Here is a 20,641-nt window from a genome sequence, read left to right as displayed (position 1 = left end):
TAAAATACCCGATCTACCTCTAAAAGACGATAATTCGCCTGAGCTAAAATGATGCATATCAATGCAAAAGGGCGTTTTTTACGTATTCTGTAGTAAATATGCACGATCATGTCGCTATGTATATAATTATATAGCGAAAGCGCACGTGGCGAAAGTCGTCTGTACGCGCTACTATCGGCATACCAGTCTTAGCATAACGCTAAGGAAAAACACTCTAGCCTTTGTGCCTACGTCCCCGGATATGGCGCTCTGGCCGTGGCGAAAGCCACCAGGGTACAGGAAGAAATGACTGTGCCTCCCGTATTTGGAAAGGTGTACATGGCCACACAACTGACTGATGCTTATGCACGCAAGTTTTACTATTTGCGCCTGTCGATCACCGATGTGTGCAACTTCCGTTGCACTTACTGTCTGCCTGATGGCTACAAGCCCAGCGGCGTCAACAATAATGGCTTTTTAACGGTCGACGAAATTCGTCGTGTGACTCGTGCGTTTTCCGCGCTCGGCACGGAAAAAGTGCGCCTCACCGGCGGCGAACCTTCGTTACGTCGTGATTTTACCGACATTATAGCTGCCGTTCGTGAAAATCAGGATATCCGCCAGATTGCAGTGACCACCAACGGCTACCGTCTGGCGCGGGATGCTGCCGCCTGGCGCGATGCGGGATTAACAGCGGTAAACGTCAGCGTTGATAGCCTCGACGCGCGTCAGTTTCATGCGATCACCGGGCAGGACAAGTTTCAGCAGGTGATGGACGGCATTGACGCCGCCTTTGCGGCTGGCTTTGAAAAAGTGAAGGTCAACACCGTGCTGATGCGCGATGTCAACCATCATCAGCTCGACACCTTTCTGGCGTGGATCAAACCGCGCCGCATCCAGCTTCGTTTTATCGAGTTAATGGAAACCGGCGAGGGTAGCGACCTGTTCCGCAAGCACCATATTTCCGGCATGGTGCTGCGTGATGCGCTGCTCAGACGCGGCTGGATCCACCAGCTCAGACACCATAGCGACGGTCCGGCACAGGTCTTTTGCCACCCTGATTACGAAGGGGAAATCGGCCTCATCATGCCGTACGAAAAAGATTTCTGTGCCAGTTGCAACCGGCTGCGCGTATCGTCCATCGGTAAACTGCATTTATGCCTGTTTGGCGACGGCGGCGTTGACCTGCGCGATTTGCTGACGGAAGACGCTCAGCAACAGGCGCTGGAAACGCGCATTGCCGCCGCGCTGGCGCATAAAAAACAGACCCATTTCCTGCATCAAGGCAACACCGGCATTACCCAGAACCTGTCGTACATCGGCGGGTAAGTACGGGCAATCGTTATCAGAGATAGGGAGACTATGATGAGCCAGGTAAGCGCAGAATTTATTCCGACGCGTATTGCCATTCTTACGGTATCGAATCGCCGTGGCGAAGAGGATGACACCTCCGGTCACTACCTGCGCGACGAAGCGCACGAGGCCGGGCACAAGATCGTCGATAAGGCGATCGTCAAAGAAAACCGCTACGCCATTCGCGCGCAGGTGTCGAACTGGATCGCCAGCGAGGACGTGCAGGTGGTGCTGATCACCGGCGGTACCGGTCTGACCGACGGCGATCAGGCGCCGGAAGCGCTGCTGCCGCTGTTTGACCGTGAAATTGAAGGTTTCGGCGAAGTGTTTCGTATGTTGTCGTTTGAGGAAATTGGCACCTCCACGTTGCAGTCCCGTGCGGTGGCGGGCATCGCCAATAACACGTTGATCTTTGCGATGCCGGGCTCAACCAAAGCCTGCCGCACGGCCTGGGAAAACATTATTGCGCCACAGCTGGATGCGCGGACGCGTCCTTGTAATTTTCATCCTCATTTAAAGAAATAAATTATGTCGCAACTGACCCATATCAACGCCGCCGGTGAAGCGCATATGGTGGATGTCTCCGCCAAAGCGGAAACCGTGCGTGAAGCGCGCGCCGAAGCGTTTGTCACGATGCTGCCGGAAACGCTGTCGATGATTATTGACGGTAGCCACCACAAGGGCGACGTCTTCGCGACTGCCCGCATTGCCGGGATTCAGGCGGCGAAACGCACATGGGATCTCATCCCGCTGTGCCATCCGCTGATGCTCAGCAAAGTGGAAGTGAATCTGCTGGCGCAGCCGGAGCATAACCGGGTGCGCATCGAATCACTGTGCCGTCTGACCGGCAAAACCGGTGTTGAAATGGAAGCACTGACCGCAGCCTCCGTCGCGGCGCTGACGATTTACGACATGTGTAAAGCGGTGCAAAAGGATATGGTCATTGGACCGGTTCGCCTGCTGGCGAAAAGCGGCGGCAAATCCGGCGATTTCAGGGTAGAGACAGATGATTAAAGTATTATTTTTTGCGCAGGTGCGCGAGCTGGTAGGCACCGACAGCCTGTCGATCGACGCCGATTATCCGGTGGTGGAAGCCGTTCGTCAGCATCTGGCGGCCCGCGGCGATCGCTGGGCGCTGGCGCTGGAAGAGGGCAAACTGCTGGCGGCGGTGAATCAGACGCTGGTGGAGTTTGACCATCCGGTGGTTGCCGGTGATGAAGTGGCGTTTTTCCCGCCGGTCACCGGAGGCTGAGATGAGCGAAACGCGTATTCGTGTTGAGCCCGCGCACTTTCGCGTGGGTGATGAGTATACCTGGCTGGCGGAGCGTGATGAAGACGGCGCCGTGGTGACCTTCACCGGTAAGGTGCGCAATCACAATCTGGGCGACAGCGTCAACGCGCTGACCCTGGAGCACTATCCGGGCATGACCGAGAAATCCCTCGAGGAGATCGTCAATGAAGCCCGCAGTCGCTGGCCGCTGGGCCGCGTGACGGTCATTCATCGCATTGGTGAAATGTGGCCAGGTGAAGAAATTGTGTTTGTCGGCGTGACCAGCGCCCACCGCAGCAGCGCGTTTGCCGCCGGTGAGTTCATCATGGATTACCTGAAAACCCGTGCGCCGTTCTGGAAGCGGGAAGCCACGCCGGAAGGCGATCGCTGGGTGGAATCCCGCGACAGCGACAAGCAGGCCGCAGAGCGCTGGTAAGTCCGCCTGGAGACATTCGCGGGCTTATCAGGATGTGTTAGTCTTAAAAACACACACTTTTAATTGCTGAGGTTAGTATCATGGATCGATTCCCACGTTCGGATTCCATCGTACAGGCGCGTTCCGGCCTGCAAACGTATATGGCGCAGGTCTACGGCTGGATGACCTGCGGGCTGCTGCTGACGGCGTTTATTGCCTGGTATGCGGCAAACACCCCGGCGGTGATGATGTTTGTCTTTTCCAGCAAAATCACCTTCTTCGGGCTGATCATCGCGCAACTGGCGCTGGTGATTGCGCTATCTGCCATGGTTCAGCGCCTGAGCGCGGGCATGGCGACGACGTTGTTTATGCTCTATTCGGCACTCACCGGGCTAACGCTGTCGAGTATTTTCATCGTTTACACCTACTCCTCCATCGCCAGCACCTTTGTGGTTACCGGTGGCATGTTCGGCGTGATGAGCCTGTACGGCTACACCACCAAACGTGACCTGAGCGGTTTCGGCAATATGCTGTTTATGGCGCTGATTGGCATCATTCTGGCGTCTTTGGTGAATTTCTGGCTGAAGAGTGAAGCGCTGATGTGGGCAGTGACTTATATCGGGGTGATCGTGTTTGTCGGCCTGACGGCGTACGACACACAGAAGCTGAAAAACATCGGCGAGCAAATTGATACCCGTGACAGCAGCAACCTGCGCAAATACGCCATCCTTGGCGCGCTGACGCTGTATCTCGACTTCATCAACCTGTTCCTGATGCTGTTGCGTATTTTCGGCAACCGTCGCTGATCATGGTTTTTTCCCTCTCCCGTACGGGAGAGGGAACTCACTTCGCTAACGCCTTCTCGTTTTTCGCCCGCAGCTTTTTCGCCCGACTCTCCAGCCACAAATAGCAAATCAACGCCAGTAGCAGCGGAATAAAGTAATAGAGCACACGATAGGCGAGCAGGGCAGCGATAATGGTGCCCTGAGACGTATGTTCACCCGCCAGCAGCGCCATAAACACCGCTTCCAGTACGCCAATTCCGGCCGGAATATGGACGATCACCCCGGCAATACTGCTCACCAACAGCACGCCTAACACAAAGAAGTAATCGACAGACTGCCCGAGCAGGATCCAGATAATCGCCCCCATCACCATCCAGTTCGCGCTGGAAATCGCCATCTGTAACAGTGCAAAGCGCCATTTTGGCAGTACCAGCTTTTGCTTTTTGATAGTCAGACTACGGCGGCGGGCGAAAGCGCAGGCATAGAGATAGATAACGATGATAGCCAGCAGCACAATGCCGAGAATGCGCAGCGTTTGTTCGTCGATATACCAGTGGTCAGGAAGCTGCACCACGCCAAAGGTAAAAATCAGCCCGCCGAGCAGAATGTAGCCGAGCCAGTTGGTGGTGATGCTGAGTGAGAAAATGCGGGTGATGGTGGCGCCCGGCAGGCCAAGCCGCGCGTACAGCCGGTAACGCATGCCAATGCCGCCAACCCAGGTGCTGAGCGTCAGATTAAAGGCGTAGCAGATGAACGACACCAGCATCACCTGGCGTTTCGCCAGCTTGTGGCCGCAGTAGGCGCGCCCCAGCAGGTCGTAACAGCCGTAGAGCAGATAACTGACGATAACCAGCCCAATGGCGCTGAAAAACGCCGTACGGTTGTAATTCCGTACCACGTTCCAGACGTCTCCCCAGTCCACTTTTTGCGCGTACACCACCAGCAGCACCGCCACAGCGATGAAGAACAGCCACGTGAGGATTTTTTTCGCCAGACGCCAGCGAGGATGTGAACGGCTCATCAGGATTTCACCCCCGGATTATCGGCTTCAACCCGATCCTGCGTTTCCAGTTCGGGTTGCACCGGCGGCTCCACCTGCGCCAGACGGGGCGTATGGGCGGGCAACCAGCCAACCCAGGCCGGGAAATGGCGCAGGAAGTGGAAGGCGACGACGCTTTTACCGAGATTCCACCAGGTGCGTTTCGGCAGCATGGTTTCATCAACCCGTCGGCAGTCATGGTGCAGGATCGTCATTAAGTTATCGCGCAGGGTCTGGTTAAACTGGCGATCGTGAATGATCAGGTTAGCTTCGAGATTCAACGACAGGCTGAGCGGGTCGAGATTACTGGAGCCTACCGTCGCCCAGTGATCGTCCATCAGCGCCACTTTGCCGTGCAGCGGGCGGCGGCGGTATTCGTACACCTGCACGCCGCCTTTCACCAGATAATTATACAGCAGCCGCGCGCCGACCTTGACGATGGGCATATCCGGCTCGCCCTGCACAATCAGCTTCACGCTGACGCCGCGACGCGCCGCGTTCCGCATGGCGTGCAGCAGGCGATAACCGGGGAAGAAATAGGCGTTGGCGATGATCACCTCGCGGCGCGAGTTGGCCAGCATCTTCAGGTAATGACGTTCGATGTCGTCGCGATGCTCGCCGTTGTCGCGCCAGACAAACAGCGCCTGCGCTTCGCCCGGCGTGTGGTTCTCTTCCGCCCGGGTGCGACGTTTCCACCAGCGACGCAGCGTTTCGTTGCCCGGCAGATTTTCCAGTTCAAACTGGACGAAGTCGAGCACCACCGGCCCTTCAACCCGCACCGCGTAATCCTGCTTCGCTTCCGGGCCGTAGTCGGTCATGTGCTCGGCGGAATAATTGATGCCGCCAATAAATGCCACCGTGGTGTCGATCACCACAATTTTTCGGTGCATACGGCGGAACAGGTTGGTGCGCATGCCCAACAACCGCGGTCGGGGATCGTAATAGCGGAAAATCACCCCCGCGGAGGTCAGGGTTTCGACAAACTCATCGCTGNGAGCCGTAGCCGTCGAGCAGCACTTCAACCTGAATACCACGCTGCGCGGCGCGCAGCAGAACGGCATGCAGCTGTTTGCCCACGTCATCTTCAAACCAGATAAACGTTTCCAGAATGACTTTGCTTTTTGCCTGTTCGATCGCGCGAAACAGGGCAGGGTAGTAATTATCGCCATTTTCCAGCAGTTCGATACGGTTGCCGTCGCGCCAGCTACATTTCATAGATGGATCTCCGCACTGAGAGGGGCATGATCGGACAGGTGACGCCAGTTACTGAGCGCTAGCGCCGTCGGGCTGGAGGCGCTGGCGTTTTTTACATAAATACGGTCGAGACGGAGGACAGGAAAACGAACCGGGAATGTGCGTGCCGGCCGGCCAGTGGCGCGGGTGAAAATCTCCTCCAGCCCCGCCTGCACTTTCAGCGGATGATTCGCCCGCTGACGCCAGTCATTGAAATCGCCCGCCACCACCACCGGATGGCCTTCCGGCAGTTCGTTGACGTAATCCGAGAGCAGCGAAAGCTGCTGCTGACGGTGGATTTCTTTCAGGCCGAGATGCACGCACATCACGTGGATCGGGTGATCGAGATCGGGCGGCGTGATCTGGCAATGCAATATGCCGCGCTTTTCGCTTTCGCCAACGGAGATATCCAGATTCTGATACCGGGCGATAGGGTAACGGGACAGGACGGCATTGCCGTGGTGACCTTCCGGATAGACGGCGTTGCGCCCGTAGGCGAAGTCGCTCCACATGGTATCGGCAAGGAATTCGTAGTGGCTGGTGTCGGGCCAGTTCTCAACGTGCAGCGGGTGCACCTCATGCGCGCCGAGCACTTCCTGCAGGCAGACGATATCCGCGCTGACGGTGCGAACAGCGTCTCTCAGCTCCGGCAAAATGAAGCGGCGGTTGAGCGCCGTAAAGCCTTTATGCGTGTTAATCGTGAGCACTTTTAATGAAAATTGTTGCGTTCGTTGCGTCATGATTCTCCCGTCGACGTCACTTTCCTGATTGAAATAGTGTAGTCGGCGTCACAAAAAGATGCGGCGTAACAGAATTTTCCGTAAAGTGCGGTACTCTGAATAATTAGTTGAATATTTTCCAGGAGAGAAGCCATGAAGTGGCAACAACGCTCGTGTCGCAACGGGTCTTAGTTGCTGGCAGATAATGTTGCATTTGCTGGTTGTGGCGGTACTGGTCATGGGATGGACAAGCGGCGCGCTGGTGCGCGTCGGTTTAGGTCTTTGCGTGCTTTACGGCGTCACTGTGGTGATGATGCTCTTCCTGCAGCGTCATCATGAAGAACGCTGGCGCAACGTGGGTGATGTGCTCGAAGAGCTCACCACCACCTGGTATTTTGGTGCGGCAATGATTGCGCTGTGGCTGCTGTCACGCGTATTGCACAACAACCTGCTGTTAGCGATGGCAGGTGTCGTCATCCTTGCTGGCCCTGCCGTGGTGTCATTACTGGCGAAAGAGAAGAAATCGTTAGAGNNACACAATCTCCAGACTCGCATCCTTCAGATAGATTTGCTTGGTGATATCCGTAAAGTGGCGGATCGGGTTTATCCATGTCAGATCCTGCAACCAGACCGGCATGTTCTCCACCGGCGACACATAGCCCGACAGCAAAATCGCCGGCATCATAAAGACAAACACGCCGATAAACGCCTGCTGCTGTGTCGAGCACAGCGACGAGATCAACAGCCCAAATCCCACCAGCGACAGCCCGTAAATGACCATCGTGAAGTAAAACAGCAGCAGCGATCCGGCAAATGGGATCTCGTAGGCCCAGATACCCACCGCCAGCACGATACTGGCCTGAAACGTGGCGACGATCAGCGCCGGCACCGCTTTACCGACAAAAATCTGCCAGGTGGAGAGCGGCGAGACCAGCAGCTGATCCAGCGTGCCCTGTTCGCGCTCGCGCGCCACCGACAGCGACGTCACGATCATCACGCCGATGGTGGTGATCATGGCGATCAACGACGGCACCACGAACCACTTGTAATCAAGATTCGGGTTATACCAGTTGCGCACCACCAGTTCGCTGTTGTTTGGCTTCGCCTTACCCTCCATCAATTCCTGCTGATAGTCCTTCACAATCTGCTGCAGATAGTTGGCGGCAATCTGCGCGCTGTTGGAGTTGCGCCCGTCGAGAATCAGCTGCATCGGCGCGGGCTGGAAGGTATCGAGGTTGCGCGAGAAATCAGCCGGGAAACGCACCAGCAGCAGCGCGCGCTGGGTGTCGATGGTCGGCTGGATCTCCTGCGGGCTTTTCAGCAGCAGAATGTGGGTAAAGGCTTTGGCGCGGGCGAAGCGCTGGGTCAATTCAATGGCATGCTTGCCGCTGTCCTCGTTGTAAATCGCGATGGTGGCGTTGGTCACTTCCAGCGTCGCGGCGAAGGGGAACAGCAGCACCTGAATCAGCACCGGCAAAATCAGGATCGCCCGCGTCTGCGGCTCGCGCAGCAGGGATTGCAGCTCTTTACGAATTAATGTCCATAACCGATGAAACATAATGGTGTCATCCTCGTGCCCGGTAAGCGTAGCGCCACCGGGCGAAATCCTGGCACGATGGTTAGTCCAGCCGCCGTTTGGTTTTCAGCCACGTCAGACCGATAAACATCACCGCCGACGCAATCAAAAACAGCACGTTAACCAGCAACACAATGGGAATATTCCCCGCCAGAAACAGGCTTTGCAGGGTGCTGACGAAATAGCGCGCCGGAATAATATAGGTCACCGCGCGGATCACCGCGGGCATGCTGTCGATCTGGAAAATAAACCCGGACAGCATGATCGACGGCAGAAACGCCGCGTTGAGCGCCACCTGCGCGGCGTTGAACTGGTTACGGGTGATGGTCGAAATCAGCAATCCCATGCCCAGCGTGCTGAGCAAAAACAGACTGGTTATCAAAAACAAAATCAGCAGCGAACCGCGATACGGCACGCCGAGAATAAACACCGACACCAGCATGCACAGCAGCATCGCCAGCATACCGAGGAAATAATAGGGAATGAGTTTGCACAGCAGCAGTTCAACGCGGGTCACTTCAGTAGAGAGCAGCGCTTCCATCGTACCGCGCTCCCACTCACGCGCCACCACCAGCGAGGTCAGAATGGCACCGATCACGGTCATGATAATGGTCACCGCGCCGGGAATAATAAAATGCTGGCTGATGGCGGCCGGGTTGAACCAGTAGCGCGTCTGCACGTCAATCAACGGCTCAAAGGTTTCCCCGCGATCTTCCGCGCGCTGATGCTGCCAGAGCTGCCAGATCCCTTCGGCATAGCCCTGCACAAAATTGGCAGTGTTCGGCTCGCTGCCGTCGGTGATCACCTGGATGGGCGCGGTGTCGTTGTCCCGCGCCATTTTCGCGGCAAAATCCACCGGGATCACCACCAGACCGCGAATTTGCCCGGCCTGCATTTTCTGTATCAGTGCCTGGCGGTTGTCGCTGATGGTGGCGTCAATATAGGGCGAGCCGGTCATCGCATGAGTAAAATCCAGCGCCTCTTCGCTTTGTTGCTCAAGCAAAATCCCCACCCGTAGCTTGCTGGAGTCGAGGTTAATGCCGTAGCCAAAAATAAACAGCAGCATCAGCGGGATCACCACCGCAATCAGCCAGCTGCTCGGGTCACGAACAATCTGCCGCGTCTCTTTCACGCACAGGGCGCGTACGCGCCGCCAGGCGATCATGCTGCTATTCGGCATCGGCGTTCTCCTTATCCCAGTCGTGGATCAGCGTGATAAACGCCTGCTCCATAGTCGGGTCCGGCGTGTCGTCGTCAGCGGCCTGCGCTTTTAAATCATCCGGCGTGCCGCTGGCGATCAGCTTGCCGCGATACACCAGTCCGATGCGGTCACAGTACTCGGCCTCATCCATAAAATGGGTGGTGACCATCACTGTTACCCCTTTTTCCACCATGCTGTTGATGTGCAGCCAGAACTCGCGGCGGGTGAGGGGATCGACGCCGGAAGTCGGTTCATCAAGGAACAAAATATCCGGCTCATGCACCAGCCCCAGCCGCTGCTTGAAGCCGAGCGGCAGGGAATCGGTGGTATGACTGGCGATGTTTTTCAGGCCAAAGGCGTCACTCATGCGGGCGATTTTTTCGTTCTGCGCTTTCCCGCGCAGTCCGTACACGCCGGAGAAGAAGCGCAGATTCTGTTCAACGGTCAGGTTGCCGTAGAGCGAGAATTTCTGCGCCATATAGCCAAGGTGCTGGCGCGCTTTACCGGAGCTGACTTTCAGATCCATATCCAGCACCAGCGCTTTACCGGAGGTCGGTACCAGCAGGCCGCACATCATTTTAAAGGTGGTGGATTTCCCGGCACCGTTGGGGCCGAGCAGGCCGAAAATCTCGCCGCGCGTGACGGCAAAATCCACATGGTCGGTGGCGGCAAAATCCCCGAATTTTTTGGTCAGCGCTTTGGCTTCGATCACCGTTTCGCCGGGCTCGCCTTCGACCGTATGCAGAATCGCCCCCAGCGGTGATTCCGACGTCGCCGCGCCGCCGAGCAGGTCGATAAACGCATCCTCAAAGCGCGGGGCGGTGTCATTGATATCGATAGCTGACGGCATGCCGGGCGCGGAAAGCACGTCGTCGATGCTGGCCTCTTTTTTGAGGATCAGGCGCACCGACTTCCCCTGAATTACGCCGTCGCTGACCTGCGGCAGGGTGAGGGCGCGTTGCAGAAGCTGGCGGTTGTTGAGCTGCGGGCTGTGCATCAGAAAGCTGCGCCCGGCCATGGTTTGCGTCAACGCCGTCGGCTCGCCCTGCCAGAGCATTTCGCCTTCGTTCATCAGCAGCACGTCACGGCACTGCTCGGCCTCGTCAAGGTAGGACGTACTCCACAGGATCAACATGCCGTCGCCTGCCAGCTCATGCACCATCTGCCACAGTTCGCGGCGGGAGATCGGATCAACACCGACACCCGGCTCGTCAAGCAACAGCACTTTCGGCTCGCCGACCAGCGTACAGGCCAGCCCCAGCTTCTGTTTCATGCCGCCGGAGAGCTTCCCGGCCAGCCGTTCAGTAAACGGCCCCAGCGAGGTAAATTCCAGTAGCCGGGCAAAGGTTTTCTCACGCGTTTCACCCACCACGCTGCGCAGATCGGCATACAGATTGAGGTTTTCCATCACCGTCAAATCTTCATACAGACCAAACTTCTGCGGCATGTAGCCGAGCACCGCATGCAGCGCGCGGTCATCTTTCACCGGATCGTAGCCAATGACCGACGCGCTGCCTTCGTCGGGCTTCAGCAGCCCGGCGAGCATGCGCATCAGGGTGGTTTTCCCGGCGCCGTCAGNGCAGTCCAGCCGCGCTACGGCGGGTTTATCCATGCCCGCGAAGCGTTTGACCAGCCCGTTGAGGGTAATCACCGCCTCCGTCATCTCATTCTCCGTCAGGGAAACGGACGGTAACCGGCATGCCCTGGCGCAGCGCGTCGTCGGCGTCGGTCACGATGATGCGCAGACGATAGACCAGGTCGGTACGCAGGTCCGGTGTTTCCACGGTTTTTGGCGTAAATTCGGCCGTCGGTGACACAAAGCCGATTTTGCCGTGATAGGGCTTATCCGGGCGGCCATCGGTGTAGAGCAGCAGTTCGCGCCCCGGCTGTGCCTGGCTCAGGTTTTTTTCATCAACGTATGCCCGGATCCACACCGGGCGCGTCAGGGAGAGCGTCAGCACGGTACTGCCTGCGTTCAGCATGCTGCCGGGTTCAACGGCGCGGGTGAGCAGCGTGCCGTTCGATGGCGCGACCAGTGTAGTGTCGTGCAAATCGAGCTGCGACTGCGCCAGTTGCGCCTGTGCCTGCTCCAGATTCGCTTTCGCCTGCGCGATTTCCTGCGGGCGATTCCCGGCCCGGTACTGGCTGAGTTTATCCTGCGCGGATTTCAGGCTGGCCTGTGCCTGGTCGCGTGACGAACGGGCGTTCTCCAGATCGTTGGCTGAGATTGTGCGGCTTTTCCACAATCCCTGCTGACGCTGGTAGAAGTTCTGCGCGTAGTCGTACGCCGCCTGCGCCTGACGCACGGCCGCTGCGGCCTGGGCAATCTCTTCGGCGCGGTACCCCGCCATCATCAGATCATACTGCGCCTGCGCGGTGGAAACGTTCGCTTTCGCCTGCAGCAACGCGTTTTCATACGGCGCGCGGTCAAGCTCGCCGAGCGTCTGGCCGGCTTTGATCGCATCGCCTTCATCGACCTGCAACGCCTGCAGACGCCCGCCGACGCGGAAGCTCATATTGACGGTACGAATGTCCACATTGCCGTAGAGCGTCAGGGCTTGATCCTGACGACTCTGGTACCACGCGGTGCCGGCGCCAATAACAGCAACCACCGCCGCGACGACCAGTGCGATGACAACAGGCTTCTTCATGACTTCAGACTCCTTTGCGTTAATCCTTGCAGGATGAAATCGAGATGGCTGGTAATGACCTGATAAATCTGTTCGGTTTTTTGCTCATCAAACTGCGCCCAGCCGGTACGCAACAGAATAGTTTCCCGTCCGAGNNGGCTGGCGTCGCTGCCGGTATACGCCGCGATGAGCCGCGTCAGATGGCTGTGTAGCGGCGAGATCACTTGATCGTGAATCAACTGATAGGCCGGGGTCGGTGACAGCTGTTCGCGGGAGATAAACTTGCTCAGGTTCACCGTCTCGTCGTGGGTCAGCAGCCGGATCATATTCTTACAGGCGTTGAGGATCAGCGCGCGGATGGCGATTTTGTCTGGCTCAGGCTGCGCCAGCAATTGTTCGGCGGCCTCGGCGTGCGGACGAAAATTGCCGCCAATAAAATCGGCGATCCACTGGGCGCAGGCGAGGTAGAGATCTTCTTTCGAGCCAAAATAGTAGGTGATGGCGGCGATATTGTGCCCGGCCTGCGACGCAATCTCGCGGGTGGTCGCGTTCAGCCCGTACTCGCCAAACTGGGCGATGGCGGCGGCTATCAGCTGGCTTTTGGCCTGTTCACCTTTCGTGGTGATGGGAATGGTATTCATCGCTCACCAAAAATTAATCAATCGATTGATTAAGATTATGACTGATTTTTCGCCTTGTCCAGTTTGTACGAGACGCTTTCACTCAGGTGGGATAATTTATGCGCTACGTCACAAAAGCTGCTACACTCCGCGTCTTTCTGACATTGTGGTTTTTGTCATCTGCTTGTTTACTATCACCCTGAAAACTACACCTGCGATGGTCGGGGCGGTGCGGAGTTGTTATGTCGTTTGATACCCTTGGCCTGAACCCGGAGATCCTGCGCGCTGTTGCAGAGCAGGGCTACCGCGAGCCTACGCCTATCCAGAAGCAGGCGATCCCTGCGGTGCTGGAAGGCCGTGACCTGATGGCCAGCGCCCAGACCGGCACCGGGAAAACCGCCGGTTTTACCTTACCGCTGTTGCAGCATTTAGTGACCAAAGAACCTCACGGCAAAGGGCGTCGCCCGATCCGTGCGCTGATCCTCACCCCGACCCGCGAGCTGGCGGCGCAGATCGGCGAAAACGTGCGTGACTACAGCAAATACCTGAATATCCGTTCGCTGGTGGTGTTTGGCGGCGTCAGCATTAACCCGCAGATGATGAAACTGCGCGGCGGTGTGGATGTGCTGGTGGCAACGCCGGGGCGTCTGCTCGATCTTGAGCATCAGAACGCGCTGAAACTCGACAGCATCGAAATCCTGGTACTCGACGAAGCCGATCGCATGCTGGATATGGGCTTCATCCACGATATTCGCCGCGTGCTGGCGAAGCTGCCGCCGAAGCGTCAGAACCTGCTCTTCTCTGCCACGTTCTCCGACGACATCAAAGCGCTGGCGGAAAAACTGCTGCACAACCCGCTGGAAATCGAAGTGGCGCGCCGCAATACCGCCTCTGAGCAGGTGACGCAGCACGTCCATTTTGTCGACAAGAAACGCAAACGGGAGCTGCTGTCGCTGATGATCGGCCAGGGCAACTGGCAGCAGGTGCTGGTGTTCACTCGCACCAAACACGGTGCCAACCACCTGGCGGAACAGCTGAACAAAGACGGCATCCGCAGCGCAGCAATCCACGGCAACAAGAGCCAGGGCGCGCGTACTCGTGCGCTGGCGGATTTTAAATCCGGCGATCTCCGCGTGCTGGTCGCGACCGACATCGCGGCGCGCGGTCTCGACATCGAAGAACTGCCTCACGTGGTGAACTACGAGCTGCCGAACGTGCCGGAAGACTACGTGCACCGTATTGGCCGTACCGGTCGCGCGGCGGCAACCGGCGAAGCGCTGTCGCTGGTGTGCGTGGATGAACACAAACTGCTGCGTGATATCGAACGCCTGCTGAAAAAAGAGATCCCGCGCATTGCGCTGCCGGGCTTTGAACCGGATCCGTCCATCCAGGCTGAACCTATTCAGAACGGTCGTCAGGGCCGTGGTGGTCGCGGTCAGGGACAGGGACAGGGGCAGCGACAGAATCAGGGACGCGGGCAACCGCAGCCGCGTCGCAACAATGAAGGCGGTAACGCGAAGCCCAAAGCGCCGCGCCGTCTGGACGACAAACCGACCGGTGAAAAGCCGCGTCGTCGCCGTCCGCGTAAGACAGCAGAGTAATTTGCGNNCGGCCGAAAAGCCGGGCTTTTACTTTGCCCCACGGCCTGGAAAGTGCCACAATAGTGGCTGTTTATACAGTATTCAGGTTGTCCCGATGTCACTTACCGCCGCGCTGAAGGCGCAGATTGCCGCCTGGTATAAGGCGCTTCAGGAGCAGATCCCCGATTTTATCCCGCGACCCCCGCAGCGGCAGATGATTGCTGATGTGGCGAAAACGCTCGCTGGTGATGAAGGGCGGCATCTGGCCATCGAAGCCCCCACCGGCGTCGGGAAAACCCTCTCCTATTTAATTCCCGGCATCGCCATCGCCCGTGAAGAGCAGAAAACGCTGGTGGTCAGCACCGCCAATGTTGCCTTGCAGGATCAGATCTTCAGTAAAGATTTGCCGCTACTGAAAAAAATCATCCCCGACCTCCGCTTTACCGCCGCTTTTGGTCGCGGGCGCTACGTCTGCCCGCGTAACCTGACGGCGCTCGCCAGTACCGAGCCGACGCAGCAGGATCTGCTCGCGTTTCTTGACGACGAGTTAACGCCAAATAATCAGGAAGAGCAGAAGCGCTGTGCGAAACTGAAAGCTGATCTCGACGGCTACAAGTGGGATGGCCTGCGCGATCACACCGATATCGCCATTGACGACGATCTCTGGCGGCGGTTGAGCACCGATAAAGCCAGCTGTCTGAACCGCAACTGTCATTACTACCGTGAATGTCCGTTTTTCGTCGCCCGGCGGGAAATTCAGGAAGCGGAAGTGGTGGTCGCCAACCATGCGCTGGTGATGGCGGCGATGGAGAGCGAAGCGGTACTGCCGGAGCCGAAAAATCTGCTGCTGGTGCTCGACGAAGGTCACCATTTACCGGATGTCGCACGCGACGCGCTGGAGATGAACGCGGAGATCAGCGCCCCCTGGTACCGGCTCCAGCTGGATCTGTTCACCAAACTGGTGGCGACCTGCCTCGAACAGTTTCGGCCAAAAACCACGCCGCCGCTGGCTGTCCCGGAACGGCTGAACGCGCACTGCGAAGAGCTGTACGAACTCATTTCGTCGCTGAATACAATTTTGAATCATTACATGCCTGCTACCCAGGAGGCTGAGCACCGTTTCACCATGGGCGAACTGCCTGACGAAGTGATGGCGATTTGCCAGCGGCTGGCGAAGCTCACCGAGCAGCTGCGCGGGCTATCAGAGCTGTTTCTCAACGATCTCAGCGAAAAAACCGGCAGTCACGATATTGTCCGTTTACACCGCGTGCTGTTGCAGATGAACCGCGCTCTCGGCATGTTTGAAAGCCAGAGCAAGCTATGGCGGCTGGCGGCAATGGTACAGGCCTCCGGTGCGCCGGTGAGCAAATGGGCGACGCGTGACGTCCGCGACGGACAGGTGCATATCATGTTCCACTGCGTCGGCATTCGCGTCAGCGATCAGCTGGAAAAGCTGCTGTGGCGCAGTGTGCCGCACATTGTCGTTACCTCGGCGACGTTGCGTTCGCTGAACAGTTTTTCGCGCCTGCAGGAGATGAGCGGCCTGAAAGAGATCGCCGGCGACCGCTTTGTGGCGCTGGATTCACCCTTCAATCACGTTGAGCAGGGCAAAATCGTCATTCCGCAGATGCGCTACGAGCCGCTGATGGAAAACGAAGAGCAGCACATCGCCGAAATGGCCGCGTTTTTCCGCCAGTCGCTGGAGAGCAAACAGCATCTCGGCATGCTGGTGCTGTTTGCCAGCGGGCGGGCGATGCAGCGTTTTCTGGAATATGTCACTGACCTGCGTTTGCTACTGCTGGTGCAGGGCGATCAGCCGCGCTACCGGCTGGTGGAACTGCACCGCAAGCGCGTGGAGAGCGGGGAGCGCAGCGTGCTGGTGGGGCTGCAGTCCTTCGCAGAGGGGCTCGATCTGAAAGGCGAGCTGTTAAGTCAGGTGCATATCCATAAAATCGCCTTTCCGCCCATCGACAGCCCGGTGGTGATCACCGAAGGCGAATGGTTGAAGAGCCTGAATCGTTATCCGTTTGAAGTGCAGAGCCTGCCGAGCGCCTCGTTTAACCTGATCCAGCAGGTCGGGCGTCTGATTCGCAGCCACAGTTGCTGGGGCGAAGTGGTGATTTATGACAAGCGTCTGCTGAGCAAAAGCTATGGTAAGCGCTTACTCAACGCGCTGCCGGTATTTCCTATCGAGCAACCTGATATGCCAGAGGTTATAGTAAAAAGCAAAGCAAAACAGAGCCGTCGTAAACGACGGTAGCCTGAGGCAAGGAGTTCACATGGATTATCGCACTATCATCAAAGAAGTCGGGCGAGGAAAGAACCATGCCCGTGACCTCGATTTCGATACCGCACGCGCGCTGTATACGCGCATGCTGGAAGGCGACGTACCGGATCTGGAAATGGGCGGTATCCTCATTGCGCTGCGCATCAAGGGCGAAGGGGAAGCGGAAATGCGCGGCTTTTATGAGGCGATGCAGCAGCAGACCATTCGCCTGACGCCGCCCGTCACAAAGCTGATGCCGATTGTTATTCCCAGCTATAACGGCGCGCGCAAACAGGCTAACCTGACGCCGCTGCTCGCCATGCTGCTGCACAAACTGGGTTTCCCGGTGGTGGTGCATGGCGTGAGTGAAGATCCCACCCGCATCCTGACGGAAACGATTTTCGAGATGATTGGCGTCGAGGCGACGCGCCACGCCGGACAGGCGCAGGCAAAACTGGATGGCCACCAGCCGGTGTATATGCCGGTCAGCGCGCTTTGCCCGCCGATGGAAAAACAGCTTGCCATGCGCTGGCGGATGGGCGTGCGCAACAGCGCACACACGCTGGCGAAGCTGGCAACGCCGTTTGCGGAAAGCGCGGCGCTGCGTCTGTCGAGCGTCTCTCACCCGGAATATATCACTCGCGTCGCCAGCTTTTTCAACGATATCGGCGGCCGCGGCATTCTGCTGCACGGTACGGAAGGCGAGGTATATGCCAGCCCACAGCGCTGCCCGCAGTTAAATCTGATTGATGAAAATGGCGTTCAGGTGCTGGTGGAGCGGCAACGTGAAGATAACCAGGGCGTTGTGCTGCCGGAGTCAAAAGATCCGATGGTCACCGCGCGCTGGATCGAGCGCTGCGTGGCAGGTAGCGAACCGGTGCCGCAGTCGCTGAAAATCCAGCTGGCCTGTTGTTTGCTGGCGGCCGGTGAAGTGGAAAGCCTCGACGCCGGACTGGCGCGGGTGGCGGAATACTGGTAACGGATGGATTTTTCGCGAACCACGATCAAAAAAAAGCCCGTCCAGTGGCGAGGACGGGCAAGCAAGGGTAACAAACAGGGTTAATGAGGGTTAATCAACACAGAGGGTAAGTGGCTTACTTGTAGCCCCCCCCCCCGCCGCTTTCTCAGCCAGTTTTGCTTCCAGACCGTCCAGCGTGCTCGCGCCTTCAGCGGAAACCACACCAATTTTATTCAGGCTGTTTGCCTGCGCCGGAGAAACGGCGTCAGCAGCAAAAGCACCAAAAGACAGAGTAGAAAGAGCGATAGCAGCAACAGCATATTTAATGTTTTTCATGTTCAGATTCTCGCAGGTTATTCAGTAGAGGACGATGTTCCGTCGATGTGATGAGTATCACGGTTTTTGTCGGTGGAGAAAATCGAACATAATTGATGGTCTTCATCAAATAATTTGAATAATTATTAATTTATTGATTATTAATAAATTAATTTTTGAAATAGCACGAAAGGAAAATGTGACGACGATCACCTGGCGAAAAAGGCACAGATTGCGACTTATTTCGCCAGAAAACGTGGTCGTAAAGACGTTGGGTTGTTCTGTGTAAACCGGTCAGGATTTGTCAGCGAAGCTGGCTATCCTTTGATCCTCGGCGATTATATCCCGAAAATGTAGAGTTATGTAAATCTTTCTGCTGCTGGCATTTGATGCAGTATCTGACGCCGGGCACGGCCTTCCTGCGCGCTTCCGGGATCGCTTCACGGCATTCATCACAAAATTTGAGGCTTTCACCGCCTGAAATGGCATTTCTCACGCGTGCAACGGCATCATCAACGGTACTGTCGATCTGTTGCTGAACGGCGTCATCATTTGCCCAACCTGAAGCCATGTCTCACCTCCGGCGTTGTAATATCATGGAAGGTTATTATATGTGGTCAAAAATTAAACAAACAAGGGAAAAGAATAAATAATGCACCCACGGCGTGAGTGCATTCGGATGAAGCGCAAAGGGGATTATTTATAGATGGTGGCGGTACCGAACATTTTGTTCTCGCCGCTGGCACCGTTAATCACATAACCGGTTGCCCCTTCTTGATGGGCTTTTTCTGCCAGTTTATCCTGTAGATCGTCCAGACTGCTGGCGCCGCTGACGGACACGGTGCCGGCCGGAAGGAGCTGGCCGGTTTCACCCCGGTTCAGTTGCTGCGGCTCAGCCTGCAATGCGAAAGAGAAGGCGGCGAGTACGCCAGCAGCAATCAACGCAAGACTTCTTTTCATGGTGACAACCTCTCTGTTTCGACAACTTACTGTAGAAGTGTAGGTGGTCACGACGCGACGATTAGCGCAAAAAATTGATGGTGGACTGCGTATTTTTTGAATGACATAACCTGACATATAACGCATTGTTTTACATAGAGTAACGTAATATGAAGTATATATCGTGTGAATATGGGGAAGCATAATATACATTCTTCTCAAATAACAAATCGATTTATTAAAAATGAAGATTTCTTTTTTCTTTTCTGGCATTAAGATGAGTTGTCTCTTTCTTTAAAATATAAATATCATAAATGCTAAGGAAATAAAAATGGCTAACCCTGTATATCTAACGATTAATGGTTTACAGCAACGTTTTATATCTGCAGTAATTAATGCATGCAACTTATCTGCGGCTGAGATAGGTCAATTTTCCGTTATGTCAGTGACTGGTGCTCTGGCGAGCTTAAGAACGCGCCATTTTGCCCGGCAGTCTTTGGCGTATGCCATTGCAAAAAAGGCAGCGAATTCACTTTCACTAACGACGCATGTACGCCGAAAGTTAAATACTTATATCACCTGGGGTGCAATTGCATTGGATTTTCTTGGTGTAACGCATATAGCAAGTCTGTCCGCAAGGCGGTTAAAAATGTTGAATCGAGATTATTATGATTTATTATATAAAAATAAGCTTGAGATGTTCTTTTTTCTGTTAGAGGAACATCTTCCGGCTGAGTTTTATAACCCGCGCTTATTAATATCCAGTCAGAATGAAGTGGTTAGGTTTTTAAAAAGAGTGATTTTATAATGCCTTTCCTAAAAATATGCCTAAAAGGCATGGCTCTGATACTTTGGCTTTTGAAGGAAGCTGCCAGACTGTTATGGAAAGATATAAGGGATTATCTTATTGGTTTTGCGTTGTTAGCTGTATTTGTATTTTTAGGATATTACACCCATGAATGGTTTCCTGATTATCCAGCGCTGTCATTTATCATACCCTTTGGCGGGATAGCGGTAATCATGTGGTTCCTTTGGCGTATCACATAAGAACCACTTCCAGAATTGCCAATCCTGGTCTGGCTGTTGTAAGAAACAGCCAGAGTGTTATTGAAATTACCGCGCATCCGGCCGGACGAGATCAAACCGGTGGCTGTCGCTGATGGTGTAATAGGCGGTAGGGCCGCCAGCGCGCAGTACCGGGTTGGCTTTTGCGGTCTGGTAAATGCCGTTTTCCAGCAGTGTTTCATTGATATGAATGCCGACCACTTCGCCGAGCACCAGCCAGGTGTCAATGGGCGTGCCGTCGGCGGCGGTAAGCTGAATACACTGTGACAGCTTGCATTCAAAGTGTACCGGGCTTTCCGCCACGCGCGGCGCGTTGACGAACCGGCTTGCCGCCGGAGTCAGCCCGGCAAAGGCAAACTCGTCTTCGCCCTGCGGCAGACTGGCAGAGGTTTCATTCATGGCGCTGGCGAGCTCCCGCGTCGCCAGATTCCAGACGAACTCTTTCGTCTCCGCGATGTTCCGCACGCTGTCCTTCCAGCCGCTACTGGCGAACCCAATAATGGGGGGGCGATAGTTGAAACAGTTGAAGAAACTGTAGGGTGCCAGATTACGTCGCCCTTGCGCGTCAAGAGACGCTATCCAGCCGATAGGGCGTGGGCCGATAATGGCGTTCAGTGGGTCGTGCGGCAGCCCGTGACCCTGTGAGGGTTGATAGAAATACATAGCGCACCTTGTTGTGGTCATGATTTTTCTCCAGC

20 protein-coding genes, 3 pseudogenes and 1 riboswitch are annotated in these 20,641 nt (G+C 56.1%); of the genes and pseudogenes, 11 read left to right on the top strand and 12 right to left on the bottom strand.

The features are described 5' to 3' along the window. Positions 1–198: 198 nt before the first annotated feature. A riboswitch (molybdenum cofactor riboswitch) is annotated at positions 199–331 on the top strand. The 6 genes from moaA to GM30_RS08255 all read left to right on the top strand — a co-directional run bounded on the left by moaA (position 319) and on the right by GM30_RS08255 (position 3,823). Beyond that, positions 319–1,308 carry a GTP 3',8-cyclase MoaA gene (gene moaA, locus GM30_RS08280; RefSeq protein ID WP_148097660.1) on the top strand — a complete coding sequence of 330 codons (990 nt, stop codon included), beginning with the start codon at positions 319–321 and terminating at the stop codon, positions 1,306–1,308. Its footprint overlaps the riboswitch before it by 13 nt. Before the next feature lie 36 nt (positions 1,309–1,344). Then, positions 1,345–1,857, top strand: a complete 513-nt coding sequence (moaB, locus tag GM30_RS08275; protein WP_049848232.1) for a molybdenum cofactor biosynthesis protein B — start codon at positions 1,345–1,347, stop codon at positions 1,855–1,857. 3 nt (positions 1,858–1,860) lie between these two features. Next, a complete protein-coding gene (gene moaC, locus GM30_RS08270; RefSeq protein WP_049848227.1) occupies positions 1,861–2,346 on the top strand; it encodes a cyclic pyranopterin monophosphate synthase MoaC in 486 nt (161 codons plus the stop codon). Then, complete coding sequence (gene moaD / locus GM30_RS08265) at positions 2,339–2,584, top strand: molybdopterin synthase sulfur carrier subunit (RefSeq protein WP_049848226.1); 246 nt, start codon at positions 2,339–2,341, stop codon at positions 2,582–2,584. The genes moaC and moaD overlap by 8 nt, the downstream gene beginning before the upstream one ends. A gap of 1 nt (position 2,585) precedes the next feature. Further along, complete coding sequence (gene moaE, locus GM30_RS08260) at positions 2,586–3,038, top strand: molybdopterin synthase catalytic subunit MoaE (protein ID WP_049848225.1); 453 nt, start codon at positions 2,586–2,588, stop codon at positions 3,036–3,038. An 80-nt stretch (positions 3,039–3,118) separates the two neighbouring features. Beyond that, positions 3,119–3,823, top strand: a complete 705-nt coding sequence (locus GM30_RS08255; RefSeq protein ID WP_049848224.1) for a Bax inhibitor-1/YccA family protein — start codon at positions 3,119–3,121, stop codon at positions 3,821–3,823. A gap of 37 nt (positions 3,824–3,860) precedes the next feature. Here the strand turns inward: GM30_RS08255 and GM30_RS08250 are convergent, their stop codons facing one another. The 3 genes and pseudogenes from GM30_RS08250 to GM30_RS08240 form a co-directional block, all read right to left on the bottom strand. After that, positions 3,861–4,823, bottom strand: coding sequence for a lysylphosphatidylglycerol synthase domain-containing protein (locus GM30_RS08250; RefSeq protein ID WP_049848223.1), 963 nt, complete (start codon positions 4,821–4,823; stop codon positions 3,861–3,863). Next, a pseudogene (gene clsB / locus GM30_RS08245) lies at positions 4,823–6,056 on the bottom strand (cardiolipin synthase ClsB). Before clsB ends, GM30_RS08250 begins: the two are co-directional and overlap by 1 nt. Continuing rightward, complete coding sequence (locus GM30_RS08240) at positions 6,053–6,814, bottom strand: endonuclease/exonuclease/phosphatase family protein (protein ID WP_049848222.1); 762 nt, start codon at positions 6,812–6,814, stop codon at positions 6,053–6,055. The pseudogene clsB and the gene GM30_RS08240 overlap by 4 nt, the downstream one beginning before the upstream one ends. A 132-nt stretch (positions 6,815–6,946) precedes the next feature. On the opposite strand from GM30_RS08240, the pseudogene GM30_RS24050 reads away from it, so the two are divergent. Further along, a pseudogene (locus GM30_RS24050) lies at positions 6,947–7,316 on the top strand (YbhQ family protein); the annotation flags it as partial. A gap of 12 nt (positions 7,317–7,328) precedes the next feature. Here the strand turns inward: GM30_RS24050 and GM30_RS08235 are convergent. From GM30_RS08235 to GM30_RS08215, 5 genes and pseudogenes are all read right to left on the bottom strand, one after another. Then, positions 7,329–8,351: pseudogene (locus tag GM30_RS08235) on the bottom strand (ABC transporter permease); the annotation flags it as partial. Positions 8,352–8,412: 61 nt separating this feature from the next. Next, the gene (locus GM30_RS08230; protein ID WP_049848221.1) at positions 8,413–9,549 is read right to left on the bottom strand and encodes an ABC transporter permease; all 1,137 of its coding nucleotides are present in this window, start codon (positions 9,547–9,549) and stop codon (positions 8,413–8,415) included. Continuing rightward, positions 9,539–11,233, bottom strand: coding sequence for an ATP-binding cassette domain-containing protein (locus GM30_RS08225; RefSeq protein WP_049848220.1), 1,695 nt, complete (start codon positions 11,231–11,233; stop codon positions 9,539–9,541). The genes GM30_RS08230 and GM30_RS08225 overlap by 11 nt, the downstream gene beginning before the upstream one ends. Position 11,234: 1 nt before the next feature. Continuing rightward, on the bottom strand, positions 11,235–12,221 hold the full coding sequence (gene hlyD / locus GM30_RS08220) for a secretion protein HlyD (protein WP_049848219.1): 987 nt from the start codon (positions 12,219–12,221) through the stop codon (positions 11,235–11,237). Beyond that, positions 12,218–12,841, bottom strand: a complete 624-nt coding sequence (locus tag GM30_RS08215; RefSeq protein ID WP_049848218.1) for a transcriptional regulator — start codon at positions 12,839–12,841, stop codon at positions 12,218–12,220. The genes hlyD and GM30_RS08215 overlap by 4 nt, the downstream gene beginning before the upstream one ends. A gap of 221 nt (positions 12,842–13,062) precedes the next feature. On the opposite strand from GM30_RS08215, the gene rhlE reads away from it, so the two are divergent. The 3 genes from rhlE to ybiB all read left to right on the top strand — a co-directional run bounded on the left by rhlE (position 13,063) and on the right by ybiB (position 17,645). Next, positions 13,063–14,421: an ATP-dependent RNA helicase RhlE gene (gene rhlE / locus GM30_RS08210; RefSeq protein WP_049848217.1), complete on the top strand. Its 1,359-nt coding sequence runs from the start codon at positions 13,063–13,065 to the stop codon at positions 14,419–14,421. Between the two features lie 94 nt (positions 14,422–14,515). Further along, positions 14,516–16,660, top strand: a complete 2,145-nt coding sequence (gene dinG, locus GM30_RS08205; protein WP_049848216.1) for an ATP-dependent DNA helicase DinG — start codon at positions 14,516–14,518, stop codon at positions 16,658–16,660. Positions 16,661–16,679: 19 nt separating this feature from the next. Then, positions 16,680–17,645, top strand: coding sequence for a DNA-binding protein YbiB (gene ybiB / locus GM30_RS08200; RefSeq protein WP_049848215.1), 966 nt, complete (start codon positions 16,680–16,682; stop codon positions 17,643–17,645). Positions 17,646–17,735: 90 nt separating this feature from the next. Here the strand turns inward: ybiB and GM30_RS08195 are convergent, their stop codons facing one another. From GM30_RS08195 to GM30_RS08185, 3 genes are all read right to left on the bottom strand, one after another. Next, positions 17,736–17,960: a YdgH/BhsA/McbA family protein gene (locus tag GM30_RS08195; protein ID WP_049848214.1), complete on the bottom strand. Its 225-nt coding sequence runs from the start codon at positions 17,958–17,960 to the stop codon at positions 17,736–17,738. Between the two features lie 283 nt (positions 17,961–18,243). Further along, the gene (locus GM30_RS08190) at positions 18,244–18,510 is read right to left on the bottom strand and encodes a DksA/TraR family C4-type zinc finger protein (protein WP_049848213.1); all 267 of its coding nucleotides are present in this window, start codon (positions 18,508–18,510) and stop codon (positions 18,244–18,246) included. 125 nt (positions 18,511–18,635) lie between these two features. Continuing rightward, positions 18,636–18,899: a YdgH/BhsA/McbA-like domain containing protein gene (locus GM30_RS08185; protein WP_049848212.1), complete on the bottom strand. Its 264-nt coding sequence runs from the start codon at positions 18,897–18,899 to the stop codon at positions 18,636–18,638. Between the two features lie 310 nt (positions 18,900–19,209). Between GM30_RS08185 and GM30_RS08180 the strand changes: the two genes are divergently transcribed. Next, positions 19,210–19,686 (top strand): hypothetical protein, encoded by a 477-nt coding sequence (locus tag GM30_RS08180; RefSeq protein ID WP_049848211.1) that lies wholly within the window; start codon positions 19,210–19,212, stop codon positions 19,684–19,686. Positions 19,687–19,991: 305 nt separating this feature from the next. Here the strand turns inward: GM30_RS08180 and GM30_RS08170 are convergent, their stop codons facing one another. Further along, positions 19,992–20,606, bottom strand: coding sequence for a flavin reductase family protein (locus tag GM30_RS08170; protein ID WP_049848209.1), 615 nt, complete (start codon positions 20,604–20,606; stop codon positions 19,992–19,994). Between the last annotated feature and the right edge of the window lie 35 nt (positions 20,607–20,641).

This window comes from Trabulsiella odontotermitis (assembly GCF_001188485.1).
GTDB classification, from domain to species: domain Bacteria; phylum Pseudomonadota; class Gammaproteobacteria; order Enterobacterales; family Enterobacteriaceae; genus Trabulsiella; species Trabulsiella odontotermitis_A.
This window is presented reverse-complemented; position numbering and strand designations above follow the sequence as displayed.

Bases quoted from the DNA above. Each gene is read 5' to 3' on its own strand.
- moaA (WP_148097660.1), top strand. From the start codon at position 319: ATGGCCACACAACTGACTGATGCTTATGCACGCAAGTTTTACTATTTG.
- moaB (WP_049848232.1), top strand. From the start codon at position 1,345: ATGAGCCAGGTAAGCGCAGAATTTATTCCGACGCGTATTGCCATTCTT.
- moaC (WP_049848227.1), top strand. From the start codon at position 1,861: ATGTCGCAACTGACCCATATCAACGCCGCCGGTGAAGCGCATATGGTG.
- moaD (WP_049848226.1), top strand. From the start codon at position 2,339: ATGATTAAAGTATTATTTTTTGCGCAGGTGCGCGAGCTGGTAGGCACC.
- moaE (WP_049848225.1), top strand. From the start codon at position 2,586: ATGAGCGAAACGCGTATTCGTGTTGAGCCCGCGCACTTTCGCGTGGGT.
- GM30_RS08255 (WP_049848224.1), top strand. From the start codon at position 3,119: ATGGATCGATTCCCACGTTCGGATTCCATCGTACAGGCGCGTTCCGGC.
- GM30_RS08250 (WP_049848223.1), bottom strand. From the start codon at position 4,823: ATGAGCCGTTCACATCCTCGCTGGCGTCTGGCGAAAAAAATCCTCACG.
- GM30_RS08240 (WP_049848222.1), bottom strand. From the start codon at position 6,814: ATGACGCAACGAACGCAACAATTTTCATTAAAAGTGCTCACGATTAAC.
- GM30_RS08230 (WP_049848221.1), bottom strand. From the start codon at position 9,549: ATGCCGAATAGCAGCATGATCGCCTGGCGGCGCGTACGCGCCCTGTGC.
- hlyD (WP_049848219.1), bottom strand. From the start codon at position 12,221: ATGAAGAAGCCTGTTGTCATCGCACTGGTCGTCGCGGCGGTGGTTGCT.
- rhlE (WP_049848217.1), top strand. From the start codon at position 13,063: ATGTCGTTTGATACCCTTGGCCTGAACCCGGAGATCCTGCGCGCTGTT.
- dinG (WP_049848216.1), top strand. From the start codon at position 14,516: ATGTCACTTACCGCCGCGCTGAAGGCGCAGATTGCCGCCTGGTATAAG.
- ybiB (WP_049848215.1), top strand. From the start codon at position 16,680: ATGGATTATCGCACTATCATCAAAGAAGTCGGGCGAGGAAAGAACCAT.
- GM30_RS08195 (WP_049848214.1), bottom strand. From the start codon at position 17,960: ATGAAAAACATTAAATATGCTGTTGCTGCTATCGCTCTTTCTACTCTG.
- GM30_RS08190 (WP_049848213.1), bottom strand. From the start codon at position 18,510: ATGGCTTCAGGTTGGGCAAATGATGACGCCGTTCAGCAACAGATCGAC.
- GM30_RS08185 (WP_049848212.1), bottom strand. From the start codon at position 18,899: ATGAAAAGAAGTCTTGCGTTGATTGCTGCTGGCGTACTCGCCGCCTTC.
- GM30_RS08180 (WP_049848211.1), top strand. From the start codon at position 19,210: ATGGCTAACCCTGTATATCTAACGATTAATGGTTTACAGCAACGTTTT.
- GM30_RS08170 (WP_049848209.1), bottom strand. From the start codon at position 20,606: ATGTATTTCTATCAACCCTCACAGGGTCACGGGCTGCCGCACGACCCA.